This is a genomic window from Brooklawnia sp., from assembly GCF_049651565.1.
GTDB lineage: Bacteria > Actinomycetota > Actinomycetes > Propionibacteriales > Propionibacteriaceae > Brooklawnia.
Genome location: NZ_JBASCI010000113.1, coordinates 1 through 12,784 on the forward strand (window position 1 = coordinate 1; position 12,784 = coordinate 12,784).

Annotated in this window: 11 protein-coding genes; 3 read left to right on the plus strand and 8 right to left on the minus strand. The window is 69.1% G+C overall.

Annotated elements, in window-relative coordinates:
* Positions 1-98 precede the first annotated feature (98 nt).
* The gene (locus tag WBL05_RS05200; protein WP_424224217.1) at positions 99-1,472 is read right to left on the minus strand and encodes an NAD(P)-binding protein; all 1,374 of its coding nucleotides are present in this window, start codon (positions 1,470-1,472) and stop codon (positions 99-101) included.
* Positions 1,473-1,584: 112 nt separating this feature from the next.
* Here WBL05_RS05200 and WBL05_RS05205 point away from each other — a divergent pair, with 112 nt between their 5' ends.
* The 3 genes from WBL05_RS05205 (at position 1,585) to WBL05_RS05215 (ending at position 5,846) form a co-directional block, all read left to right on the plus strand.
* Entirely contained in the window at positions 1,585-2,403 is an 819-nt protein-coding gene (locus WBL05_RS05205; protein ID WP_424224219.1) for a purine-nucleoside phosphorylase, read from the plus strand.
* Positions 2,396-4,072 (plus strand): phospho-sugar mutase, encoded by a 1,677-nt coding sequence (locus tag WBL05_RS05210; RefSeq protein WP_424224221.1) that lies wholly within the window; start codon positions 2,396-2,398, stop codon positions 4,070-4,072. The genes WBL05_RS05205 and WBL05_RS05210 overlap by 8 nt, the downstream gene beginning before the upstream one ends.
* 328 nt (positions 4,073-4,400) lie before the next feature.
* Complete coding sequence (locus WBL05_RS05215) at positions 4,401-5,846, plus strand: DUF222 domain-containing protein (RefSeq protein ID WP_424224222.1); 1,446 nt, start codon at positions 4,401-4,403, stop codon at positions 5,844-5,846.
* A gap of 211 nt (positions 5,847-6,057) precedes the next feature.
* Here WBL05_RS05215 and deoC read toward each other — a convergent pair whose 3' ends face one another.
* From deoC to WBL05_RS05250, 7 genes are read right to left on the minus strand one after another with little or no spacing between them, the layout of a single operon-like run.
* Complete coding sequence (gene deoC / locus WBL05_RS05220) at positions 6,058-6,708, minus strand: deoxyribose-phosphate aldolase (protein ID WP_424224224.1); 651 nt, start codon at positions 6,706-6,708, stop codon at positions 6,058-6,060.
* Positions 6,705-6,872 (minus strand): hypothetical protein, encoded by a 168-nt coding sequence (locus tag WBL05_RS05225; protein ID WP_424224225.1) that lies wholly within the window; start codon positions 6,870-6,872, stop codon positions 6,705-6,707. The genes deoC and WBL05_RS05225 overlap by 4 nt, the downstream gene beginning before the upstream one ends.
* 16 nt (positions 6,873-6,888) lie before the next feature.
* Positions 6,889-8,190, minus strand: coding sequence for a thymidine phosphorylase (locus WBL05_RS05230; protein ID WP_424224227.1), 1,302 nt, complete (start codon positions 8,188-8,190; stop codon positions 6,889-6,891).
* The gene (locus WBL05_RS05235) at positions 8,187-8,591 is read right to left on the minus strand and encodes a cytidine deaminase (protein WP_424224228.1); all 405 of its coding nucleotides are present in this window, start codon (positions 8,589-8,591) and stop codon (positions 8,187-8,189) included. Before WBL05_RS05235 ends, WBL05_RS05230 begins: the two co-directional genes overlap by 4 nt.
* Positions 8,592-8,598: 7 nt before the next feature.
* Complete coding sequence (locus tag WBL05_RS05240; RefSeq protein ID WP_424224229.1) at positions 8,599-9,879, minus strand: ABC transporter permease; 1,281 nt, start codon at positions 9,877-9,879, stop codon at positions 8,599-8,601.
* Complete coding sequence (locus WBL05_RS05245; protein WP_424224230.1) at positions 9,876-11,132, minus strand: ABC transporter permease; 1,257 nt, start codon at positions 11,130-11,132, stop codon at positions 9,876-9,878. Before WBL05_RS05245 ends, WBL05_RS05240 begins: the two co-directional genes overlap by 4 nt.
* Positions 11,129-12,742 carry an ABC transporter ATP-binding protein gene (locus WBL05_RS05250; RefSeq protein ID WP_424224231.1) on the minus strand — a complete coding sequence of 538 codons (1,614 nt, stop codon included), beginning with the start codon at positions 12,740-12,742 and terminating at the stop codon, positions 11,129-11,131. Before WBL05_RS05250 ends, WBL05_RS05245 begins: the two co-directional genes overlap by 4 nt.
* Positions 12,743-12,784 lie beyond the last annotated feature (42 nt).

The following is a 12,784-nucleotide window of genomic DNA, read 5'->3' on the forward strand; positions in this document are numbered from 1 at the left end:
TCGGCGCACGCCACCGCGAACCCGACCACGGCCCGCAGTTCGTCCATGGTCAGTTCGAAGTCACCCGACGAGGTCCGCATGCGATCGATTCTGACAGTTCAGCCTGGGCCGGCGAGCTCGGCCAGCCGCGCCAGTCCCGGACGCACCACAGCCCGGTACCGCTCGGCCGCCGCCTGCACCGCCGGGTCGTCGACCCGATCAGGTGGCACCCGGGACGGGTTGATCGCCGTGCCCTGCGACCACGCCTTGATGTCCGGTTCGGCCGACAGCGCGCGGGCGGCCCGGTTGCCCAGCACCTGCATCCGCGCCCAGGACGCCAGGCTGTTTGACATCGGCGATGGGAAGCAGATCCGGTTCTTCTCATCGTCATTGGCCCTAGTGGCCTCGACGTAGCCGATCGCCGCTGCGCTGAAGCACGGGAAGGCCGCCCGCACGGTCTGCAGGGTGATGGCGTCGCGTCCCCAGATCGGCACCAGCGGTGGATAGGTCAGCGCGGACGCGGCGCAGTGCACCACCACCGCGTCCGCTGCGACCCCTACTTCGCCGTGGCTGAGCACCAGCCGGCCGGGTTCTACCCGGCGCAGGTAGCCGAGCCGGACCACGTCCTCGATGGTGGCCAACTGATCGATCTCCCATTGGGCGATGGTCGGGAGCTTCGCCATGGTGGGCATGACATTCCGGTCGATCCGGAGCATCACGCCGGCGTCCTCGAGCCGCAGGAAGAGGTCCTCTATCGAGGAGGCGTCGATGGCGGCTTGCATGGTGTCGGCGGCCATCCCGGTCATGACGGTCGGATCGGGCTGCACCCGGGCGCGGTTCAGCATCCAGGCATCACGTGGCCGCACCCAGCAGATCGCATCCGGTTCGACGCCATTGCCCAACAGCCAGGTGCAGGCGTCGGTGGCGGTCTTCCCCGAGCCGACCACCACGTACCGGGACGGCGCCTCGGTCAGGTGGGCGAGCCCGTTGACGGGGACGACCTGGACGCCTTCGGCCACCTGGAACGGTGGTGGCGTGCGGGACGGGATATCGGGCTCGGCATACCGGGCGTCCACCACCCGCGCCGATTCCGACACCTGGTAGCGACGCCCGGACAGCATCGAGGCGAACTGGTGCCCGCCGAGGTGGTTGCACGCTGGGTGGAAGCGCACCTGCCCGGACGCGAGCAGCCGTTCGAGCACCCGGGCGTAATAGGCGACCACTTCGGCACCGAGGGCGCGCTCGTGAAGTCCCTTCTCCGGCCCGCGGGTCTGCAGCGTGCCGTTGCCGAGCAGTGTGGAGGCCACCCCGTATAACGCGGAAGCCTGGTGCAGCCTGACGAACGGGTACGCGTCCAGCCAGTGCCCGCCGGCTGCGTGCCGCCGGTCGACCAGCACGACGCGGACGTCGGCGTGGTCGATGAGGGCGTCGACGAATGCCATGCCGCAGGCGCCTGCGCCCACCACCAGGTAGTCCGCATGGATCTCGGTCATGGGCGCATTGTCACCCCGGCAGTAGTAAGGGTCATCGGACCAGCGACGCAGATCGCGCACCGGCCCGTAGCGGTGCCCGACGAGCGGGGCTGGCCAGCGGTAACGTGCAGTCATGACACTTGCAGACGACCCCTTCGACGTCGCCCAGCGGGCGGCTGAAACCATCCGGTCCCGCACCGGCGTCCCCGACCACGACATCGCGCTGGTGCTCGGCTCCGGCTGGGCGGGTGCCGCGGCCCAGTTGGGTGACGTGGTGGCCGACCTGCCGGCCGCCGAGGTGGAGGGATTCGCCGCGCCTGCGGTGGCCGGTCATGGCGGCCGCATCGTCTCCATCGCGGTGTCCGGCACCGATGCACATGCGCTCGTCCTGGGTAGTCGCACCCACTTCTACGAGGGACGCGGGGTCCGGGCGGTCGCGCACGCGGTGCGGACGGCGGCCGCTGCCGGCGCGAGGACGATGGTGTTGACCAATGGTTGTGGCGGGCTGCGGCCGGAGTGGCCGGCTGGCACTGCGGTGCTGATCCGTGACCACATCAACCTGACCGGGGCATCCCCGCTTGAGGGCGCCACCTTCGTAGACCTCACCGACCTTTACTCGGCGCGGCTGCGGGCCATCGCGCATGAGGTGGATCCGGCCTTGCCCGAGGGGGTGTACGTGCAGTTCCCCGGGCCGCACTACGAGACGCCGGCCGAGGTGCGGATGGCGTCCATCATCGGCGGTGACCTGGTGGGCATGTCGACCGCGCTGGAGGCGATCGCCGCCCGGCACGTCGGCCTGGAGGTGCTCGGCATGTCGCTGGTGACGAACCCGGCCGCGGGCATCTCACCCACCGCACTGTCACACGAAGAGGTGCTGGTGGCTGGACGCGAGGCCGCCCCGCGGCTGGCCGAACTGCTCGCGGCGATCGTCAGGAGGATCCTCGATGTTTGATCGGGACGCGGTGCTGCGGTGGATTGCCGACGACCCGGACGAGGCCACCCGTGCCGAGCTGACCGAGTTGCTGGCCAAGGCGTCCCCGGGGTCGGACGCCGAGGCCGAGCTCGCCGACCGGTTCGCCGGCTTTCTGCAGTTCGGCACCGCCGGCCTGCGCGGCGCGATCGGGGCGGGGCCGAACCGGATGAACCGTGCAGTGGTGATCCGGACCGCGGCCGGGTTGTGCGCGTGGCTCGCGGACGCGGTGGGCCCGGACTTCTCGGTCGTCATCGGCTGTGATGCCCGGTATGGGTCGGAGCAGTTCGCCCGTGACACCGCCGCCGTCGTCACCGCTGCCGGCGGCCGGGCGATGCTGTTGCCGCCGCGCCAGCCCACCCCCGTCCTCGCATTTGCGGTGCGCCACCTGGCCACCGACGCCGCAGTGATGGTGACCGCGTCCCACAACCCGCCGCAGGACAACGGTTACAAGGTGTACCTGGGTGGCCGGGCGGTCACCGGCTCTGGGCAGGGAACGCAGATCGTGCCGCCTTACGACGCCGAGATCGCGGCGCGGATCAATGCGGTCGAATCGGTGTCGGCAGTGCCGCGCGCCGAGTCCGGCTGGACGCAGCTGGGTGACGAGGTGCGGCAGGCGTACTTGGCGCGGGTGGTTTCGTTGGTGCCGGCCGGGGGTCGGCCTGGCCTGCGGATCGCGCTCACCACAATGCACGGGGTGGGCGGCGACACTGTCCTGCGGGCGTTGCGGGGGGCGGGGTTCGACGACCTGCACGTGGTGGACGCCCAGTTCGAACCCGACCCGGACTTCCCGACCGTGGCTTTTCCCAACCCCGAGGAGCCGGGCGCGCTCGACCTCGGGCTGGAGCTGGCGCAGCGGGTGGGGGCCGATATTCTGCTGGCCCTCGATCCGGACGCCGACCGCTGCTCGGTGGCGCTGCCGATGCGCTCCGGGTGGCGGCAACTGACCGGTGACCAGGTGGGTTGGCTGCTCGGCGAGCAGGCCGGGCAGGACGCGGCGCGCTCGGGTGGTGGGGTGCTTGCCTGCTCGATCGTGTCGTCGCGGATGCTGGAGCGCATTGCGGCCTCGCATGGGCTGGAGCACGCGTACACGCTGACCGGGTTCAAGTGGATCTCGCGGGTGGACGGGCTGGTCTTCGGCTACGAGGAGGCGATCGGCTACTGCGTCGACCCGGAATTCGTGCGCGACAAGGACGGCATCTCGGCTTGTCTTCGGGTGGCGCAGCTGGCCGCCACACTGGCCGGGGAGGGCGAGACGCTGGCGGACCTGCTCGACCGGCTGGAGCGACGGCACGGGGCGCACGCAACCGCGCCGCTCACCATCCGGGTGGCGGACCTGTCGCGAATCGAGCGGGTGATGGCGGGGCTGCGGGCGAGACCGCCGGCCGAGCTGGCCGGTTCGCCGGTGGCCGAGTCGGCTGACCTGTCGGACGGCTGGCGCGGCCTGCCGCCAACGGATGCGCTGTGGTTCCGCACCGAGGTGGACGACCGCGTTGTCGTGCGGCCGTCGGGCACCGAGCCGAAGCTGAAGTGCTACCTGGAGTCGATCGTGCCGGTGGAAGGTGATTTGCAGGACGCCCGGGAGCAGGCCGCCGCCCGGGTTGCGGCGGTGCGTGCGGACATGCAGCGGTTGATCGACGCCGCCGGGTAGGGCGGCTGGGCTGGCAGTTCGGTGAGTAGTTCTCCCCGGCGCACTTCCCCCGGCGCTCTTGCCAGCGCTCTTCCCGACGCTCCGAACAGTCCTCAGGCGCCCGGCCCGTTTGATACCCGCGCTCCACGACCCTTCGCATGGGCCGCCTCACGTTGCCCCTGGGCCTGTTCCGCACCGGCCCGTCTGTTCCACCTGTCGCCAGTCTGCAGCCCCAGCGGACCTACGACCCCGTTCCCCAAAGCTGCAATGCGGAAAATATAGGAACACGTTTTCTAGATCAACGGTTCGGAGGACGATTTTTGTCAGTCCTGCCCGGTTGACTTGTCCCATGAACGATTCACCGGCACCAGACGAAGAAGTCTTCGAGCCGCCGCCGCCCGGCGATGTTCGGGCGGCGTTCGCCGCCCTGGACCACGCCCACCAGCAACGGTTGGCCGCCGAGGTTGGCGAGTTGGTGGCCATCGTGCACGCCGCCGACCTCTATCAGGTCGATCAGGAAGCCGTGCTGGACGGCATGGAACGGCTGGTCCAGCCCGGCCATGACGGCACACCGCTGGTGGGTGAGTTCCTGGCCACCGAGATCGGCCCACTGCTCGGTGTCTCACCGCAGTCGGCGATGGGCCGGATCGGGGATGCCCTCGACCTGCGGCACCGACTCCCCAGACTCTGGACCACCGTGCTGGCCGGGCAGGTGCAGGTGTGGCAGGCGTTGAAGGTCTGCCAGGCCACCGCCCAACTCTCCGCGGAGGCGGCCGCCCGGGTGGACAAACAGTTGGCGGACGCGTTGCCGGCGTGGCCGTGGCCGCGAGTCATCCGGGCGCTGCCGGCCTGGATCATCGAAGCCGACCCGGACACCGCCCGGGCACGGGCCGAAGCGGCAGCCAACGCCCGCGGGGTGCATGTGTCGCAGATCAACGACGGCCACATCATCTTGTGGGGCCAGTTGGACGCCGCCGACGGGATCGACTTCGACAACGCCATCAACCAGATCGCCGCCAGCCTGCCCAACGACCCCACCGCTGCCGGTGGCAGCGACCTGGACGCCCGCCGCGCCGCCGCCGTCGGCATCCTGGCCCGCACCGCGTTCGGGCAGAACACGCTGCCAACCCACACCCTGGTCGTCCACATCGCGGCCCATGACCCCGCCATCGCCCAGGACAAGGTGGACATGGGTGCGGCGTACGTCGACAAGTGGGGTCCGCTGCTCACCGAGCAGCTGCCGCGGTTCCTCGCCGGTAGCAAGGTGATCGTGCGGCCGATCATCGACCCGGCCAGCATCGGCGCCGTTGATGCCCACCACCCGACCGGTGTGATGCGGTTCGCCGTCGAACAACGCAACCCCGTCGACGTGTTCCCCTACGGCACCCGCGCCGCCGCAAACTGCGACCTGGACCACACCATCCCCTACACCCTGGGCGAAGTGGGGCAGACGCATCTGGGGAACCTCGGGCCGCTGTCCAGGTTCACCCACCGCGCCAAGACCTTCGGCGGCTGGCGCCTGGAGCAGCCCGAGCCGGGTGTGTTCCGCTGGACCTCACCGGCCGGCTACCAATACCTCGTTACCGCAGACGGCACCACCCGCATCCAAGCACCCGAAGCCGAGGCCGAGGCAGAACCAGAACAAGCCGGTGTCGACACCGAGGCGGGGCCGGAAGCCGGGGCCGACAATGAGACCGAATCAACCGCCACCGAGACCCAACCCACCCAGGAGACCGAACCACCCGCGCAAGCCAAGCTTCCAGAAGAAACCGAAACGCTGGGCGAGGCCGGCTGAGCGCTGGTCCCCCTCCGGCCGGGAACGCCTGGATCCGCCGAGCAGTCGATCTGCTTCGACGTGCCCTCGCGCGATCACACCCTCGCGTGAGAGAAAGCCCGTGCCCCCGGGAGCCTGTGGCCGGGTGACGCGTCGGCACGCCCTGATCTTGTGCCAGCAAAGCAGTCCATCCGACCCTAGCCACCGGGTGGGGCGTCCAGCACGCCCGAAATCACTCCGGCAGTTCGGCCAGGATCGCCGCGCTGGCCGACAGGCCCAGCCGGGTAGCGCCCGCCCGAACCATGGCCTGCGCGGCCTCCGCCGTCCTGATACCGCCCGAAGCCTTCACCCCGAGTCGTCCACCGACGGTGGCCGCAATCAGCTCCACCGCAGGCACCGATGCACCGCCCGACGGATGGAATCCGGTGGAGGTCTTCACGAAGTCGGCTCCGGCGTCCTCGGCCGCCCGGCAGCAGGCGACGATCTCGTCGTCGGTCAGTGCCGCCGACTCGATGATCACCTTGAGCAACGCCGATCCGCAGGCGTCCTTCACTGCGGCGATGTCGCCGCGCACCGCCTCGAAGTCGCCCTCCTTCACCTGGCGCAGGTTCACCACCATGTCGACCTCGTCGGCGCCCTCGGCAACCGAACGGGCCGCCTCGGCCGCCTTCACCTCGGTCTTGTGGGCACCGGACGGGAATCCGCAAACTGTCGCCACCTTCAGCCCTTCCGGTACGTCGATGGGCAACTGGTTGGGCGAGACGCACACCGAGAACGTCCCCAGCCGCGCCGCCTCGGCGACCAGCGCAGCGACATCGTCCGACGTCGACTCCGGCTTGAGCAGGGTGTGGTCAATCAGCTTGGCCAGTTCGGCACGCTTCACTTCAGCTCCTCCTCGTCCAGTTCGACGACTTCCTCCTGCTCGGCCCGGTCCACCGGGTCGGCCTCCACTGTCGGTTCGGGTGGAGTGGCCTCGTACTCCTCGGGATGCGCGGGCTCCTCAGGGGTGTACTCGTCCAACTCGTTCGGGTCAGGGCTGATTGTCATGCCTGCACCTCCTGGTTCATTCGATCCGCTCCAGCACGATGGACGACACCTCGGGCGACGCATCGCCGATCTCGATCGCCCCGTCGAGCGCCTCCAGCGCGCGCCCGAATCGCTCCGGGGTCTCGGTGTGCAGTGTCAACAGCGGCTGGCCCTTCGATACCCGGTCCCCGGGCTTGGCATGCACCTCCACACCAGCCGTCGCCTGAACCGGGTCGCCACTGCGGGCCCGGCCGGCACCCAGCCGCCAGGCGGCCACGCCGACCTGCAGCGCGTCGACCCGACTGAGCACCCCGTCCCGCTCCGCCGAGACAGTTTCGGTGTGCGGCGCCACAGGCAGCGGAGCGTCCGGGTCACCACCCTGGGCGCGGATCATCGCCCGCCAGACGTCCATCGCCCGGCCGTCCGCCAGCGCGGCAGCAGGATCAGCCTCCGGCCGACCGGCTGCGGTCAGCATCTCCTCGGCGAGCGCCAGGGTCAACTCGACCACGTCCGACGGACCGCCGCCAGCCAGCACCTCGACCGACTCCCGCACCTCGAGCGCGTTGCCGGCGGTCAGCCCCAGCGGGGTGGACATGTCGGTGAGCAGTGCCACCGTGTTCACCCCGGCGTCCGTGCCCAGGTCAACCATGGTGCGCGCCAGTTCGCGGGCACTGTCGAGGCTCTTCATGAACGCCCCCGAGCCCACCTTCACGTCGAGCACCAGCGAGTCGGTGCCCTCGGCGATCTTCTTCGACATGATCGAAGACGCGATCAGCGGCACGCAGTCAACCGTTGCAGTGGTGTCGCGCAGCGCATACAGCTTCTTGTCGGCCGGAGCCAGCCCAGTCCCGGCCGCGCAGATCACCGCGCCCACGTCCCGCAATTGCGCCATGATCTCGTCATTGCTGAGGGACGCCCGCCAGCCCGGTATCGACTCCAGCTTGTCCAGCGTCCCACCGGTGTGCCCCAGGCCTCGTCCCGAAAGCTGCGGTACGGCGACCCCGAAGACTGCTACCAGTGGAGCCAGCGGGAGGGTGATCTTGTCCCCCACCCCGCCGGTGGAGTGCTTGTCCGCCGTCCGCCTGCCCAGCCCCGAGAAGTCCATCCGCTGCCCGGAGTTGATCATCGCGGCGGTCCACCGGGCGATCTCGGTCCGCGTCATCCCGTTCAGGAAGATGGCCATGGCAAGGGCGGACATCTGCTCCTCAGCGACCACGCCGCGGGTGTACGCGTCGATCACCCAGTCGATCTGGGCATCCGACAGCAGCTGCCGATCCCGCTTGGTGCGGATCACATCGACGGCGTCGAACGGCTCGACCGCATTGCCTGCCGAAGTCATCGCGGGTCCTCCAGGTCGGTGGCGTCGAAGGCGTCGGGCAGCACGTCCCGCATCTCACGCACGCCGCGCGGGGTGGTCACCAGCAACACCGGCCCGCCGTGCTCCCACAGCAGTTGGCGGCACCGGCCGCACGGCATCACCACCTCCGCCTCTGGTCCGCCCACGCACAGGAAGTGCGTCAGCCTGCCGCCACCGGTGGCGGCCAGCTCGGAAACCATGCCGCACTCGGCGCACAACGTCAGCCCGTACGAGGCATTCTCCACATTGCAGCCGGCCACCAGCCGGCCGTCATCGACGCGGGCGGCCGCTCCCACCCGGTAGTTCGAGTAGGGCACGTAGGCCCGCGCCTGCACGTCCTTCGCCAGTGCCAGCAACTGTGACCAGATCGCGTTGTCGTCCATGTTCTCGCTACTTCTTGTAGGGGATGTTCTCGGCGGCAGGCGCGCGCACGCGTCCGACGAAACCGGCCACGGCGAAGATGGTCACCACGTACGGCAGCATCAGCAGGAACTCCGAGGGCACCGGGGTGCCGATGCTGGACAGCAGGTTGCCCAGGTTCCTGGAGAAGCCGAACAGCAGGGCGGCACCCAGCGCGCCGTAGGGGTTCCACTTGCCAAGGATCATGGCCGCCAGCGCGATGTAGCCCTGTCCGGCGGACATCTCCTTGCCGAACGCGAGCCCGGTGCCGACGGTGAAGAACGCCCCACCCAGACCGGCGATCGCGCCGGCGAAGATGGTGTTCACCACGCGGGTCCGGTTCACCTTGATGCCGACGGTGTCGGCGGCCTTCGGGTGTTCACCAACCGCCCGCATCCGCAGGCCCCACCGCGACCGGAAGACGAAGATGTTCAGCAGAATCACCACGGCGTACATGATGTACACCAGGATCGTCTGGTCGAACAGCACCGGACCCAGCACCGGGATCTCGGACAGCCCGGGGATCGGCAGGTTGGGCAGCCGCTGCCGGGCGTTCCAGGTCTCGGAGTTCTGCGTCAGCACCGTCGAGAACAGGAAGTTGGTCAACCCGACCACCAGCACGTTCAGCACCACGCCGATGATGATCTGGTCGACCCAGTAGCTCACCGCGAACCACACCAGCAGCGCACCGACCAGAGCCCCGGCGATGGGCGCGGCGAGCAGCCCCACATAGGCGTTGCTGGCCAGGGACGCCGCAACGGCGGCGAAGAATGCCCCGAGCAGCAGCTGGCCCTCGATGGCGATGTTGACGATGCCGGAGCGCTCCCCGACCAGGCCACACATCGCGCCGAAGATCAGCGGGACGCTCAGCGCCAGTCCACCGGCCAGCAGCGTGGTGAGCGGGATGACGCCGGATGCGCCGGCACCCGCGTAGACCAGGAAGCCGAACACGAAGAGGAAACCGAACGTGGCCGGCAGCCACCACCCGGTCTTCTGCCGGCGGCTGGCGTTCCACGCCGCCAGCGCGGCGAGCCCGGCCAGCACGAGGGTGATGACGATGCCGGTCGGCCGTGCGGGCAGGTCGAAGTTCGGGATGGTGATCCACGCCTCACCCCTGGCCAACTGGAAGGTGGTCTGCTCGCCTGTCGGCGCTGCGAAGACGTAAACCACCAGCGCGACCAGCGTGAGGACGCCGTAGGTGATCGGCATCTTCCACTCGATCGGCTTCTCGACCGCGGCCGCGGCCCTGCGCGGTTGGGTGTCGACGCTCATGCTGTCGCCTCCTTGACCTTCGCAGCGGGTTGCGGACGCGTGTGCAGGCCGGGTGCCGGCAGCCGGAAGATCGCCCGCACCAGCGGCGGCGCCGCCACCAGCAGGACGATGATCGACTGCACGACCAGGACGATGTCGATCGGGGTGCCGGTCTGTGACTGCATCACGTAGCCGCCGGCCTTCAGGGCCCCGAACAGCAGCCCGGCCAGGAACGTTCCGAGTGGTCTGGATCTGCCCAGTAGCGCCACCGTGATGGCGTCGAAGCCGAGGCTGCCGGCGATGCCGGTGGTCAGCCGGCCCTCGGTGCCGAGAACCTGGTTTGCGCCGGCCAGCCCGGCGAACACGCCGGCAACCACCATCACCAGCACGATGACCTTGTTGACCGAGATGCCGGCGGCCCGGGCGGCGTTCGGGTTGGCGCCGGCGGCGCGGAACTCGAATCCGATCGTGGAGCGCTCCATCAGCCACCACACGAACATCGTCGCCAGAATGGCGATGATGAATCCGAAGTGCAGCCGGAACGGCGGTTGCAGCAGCAGTGGCAGGCTCGCGGTGTCGGCACTGATCGGCGATGACTGCGGCAGCGGCGACCCGGTGCGGGTGAACCACTGCTGTTTGAGCAGGTAGAGGATCAGGTAGGCGGCGATGTTGTTGAGCATGATCGTCACGATCACCTCGTTGGCCCCGGTGCGGGCCTTCAGGAAACCGGCGATCCCGGCGTAAAGTGCGCCGCCGATCGCGCCGCCGATCAGAGCGACGGTGACGTGCAGGACGGGCGGCAGGGCGACCGCGTACCCCAGCCAACCGGCGGTCAGAGCGCCGAGTATGACCTGGCCCTGGCCGCCGATGTTGAACATGCCGGCCCGGAACGGGATCGCGACTGCGAGGCCGGCGAGGATCAGCGGGGTGGCGTTGACCAGCGACTCGGTGAGTGGCCGGATGGACCGCACAGCAGTATTGGCCTGCCAGTCGAAGATGGCCCCGCGGAACAGGGCCGAGTACGCAGACGAGACCTGGTCCCAGACGGCGGCGAAGAAGTCGGTGGGCCGGGCGAAGAAGTAGCCGGCGGTCTCCTGCACGCGGGGGTCGGCGAAGGCGATCAGGATGGCGCCGAGCACCAGCGCGATCACCACGGCAAGGATCGACACCAGCCAGTTGCCGGACAGGATGTCCCTGGCCAGCGATGCGCTGCGGGACTCCTTGGGCGCCGCGCTCTCTGTATCGGTGCGCAGGGTGGCGGTCGGTTGGCTCACTGGATGCCCTCCTCATCCGGCGCCGCCTCAGCGTGCGCCTGCTCCTCGGCCGCCTCTTCGTCGAGGACGCCCATCGTGGTGTGCTGGACGGCAGCCTGGGCCTGCGCCTCCGCCAGTGGGACGCCGGCCATCATCAGGCCCAGTACGTCGCGTGAGGTGTTGCCGGGGACGATCCCGACGATGCGTCCCCGATACATCACAGCGATCCGGTCGGCCAGGTTGAGCACCTCGTCCAGCTCGGTGGAGACGATGACGCACGGGGTGCCCTTGTCACGCTCCTCGACGATTCGCCGGTGGATGAACTCGATCGATCCGACGTCGAGGCCGCGAGTTGGTTGGGACGCCACCAGCAGCCGCAGGTCCTTCGACATCGCACGGGCCACCACGACCTTCTGCTGGTTGCCGCCGGACAGCGTGGAGATCGGGTCGGTGACCGCGGTCAACCGGACGTCGTACTCCTGGGTCAGCGTGCTGGCGTTGGCCAGCACCTTGCTGGGGTACATCACCGGCCCCCTGGAGAACCGCTCGGTGTCGTAGACGTCGAGCACCAGGTTCTCGGCGATGGAGAACGAGCCGATGATGCCGTCGGTCGACCGGTCCTCGGGGACGAACCCGAGCCCGCCGTGCAGCCGTGACTTGACCGTGTCGCCGGTCAGGTCGTCGCCGTCGAGCGTGATCGTTCCGGTCAGTGGTCTGGTCAGGCCAAGGATCGCCTCGGTGAGCTCGGTCTGGCCGTTGCCCTGGACGCCGGCGATGCACATGATCTCGCCACGGTGGACGTCGAACGTGACGTGGTCGACGGCGACCTTGCCGGCCACGTCGAGCACCACCAGGTCGTTGACCCGGAAGGTGGCCTCGCCAGGGCTCGCGGGACTCTTCTCGGTGGTGAGGCTGACTGCGCGTCCCACCATCATCGAGGCGAGGTCCTTCTCGGTGGACGACGCGGAGGCCTCGCCCACCACCTTGCCGCGGCGGATCACCGTGATCCGGTCGGCCACTGCACGGACCTCGCGCAGCTTGTGGGTGATGAAGACGATGGACGTGCCGGCCTGCTTGAGTTGCCGCATGATCGCGATCAGCTCATCAGTCTCCTGCGGGGTCAACACCGCGGTCGGCTCGTCGAGGATGAGGATGCCGGCATCCCGCGACAGGGCCTTGATGATCTCGACCCGCTGCTGGGCGCCGACGGGGAGGTCTTCGATCAGGGCGTCGGGGTCGATGTCGAAACCGAACCGGTCGGACAGTTCCGTCACCCGCTCGCGGGCCTTGCCGAAGTCGATGATGCCGGCCGCCTTGGTCGGCTCGTAGCCCAGCGCGACCGATTCGGCGACGGTGAACACCGGAACCAGCATGAAGTGCTGGTGGACCATGCCGATGCCGGCGGCAACCGCGTCGCCCGGCCCGGAGAAGTGCACCACCTTGTCGTCCAGCAGGATCTCGCCGTCGTCGGGCTGGTACAGCCCGTACAACACGTTCATCAGCGTGGACTTGCCGGCGCCGTTCTCGCCGAGCAGCGCGTGGATCTCCCCCGGCTGCACGACCAGGTCGATGTGGTCGTTGGCCACCAGGGAGCCGAAGACTTTCGTTATCCCCCGCAGTTCGAGTTTCATTCGCTCATGGTTCCTTGCTGATCGACGACGACAGCGCTTGTC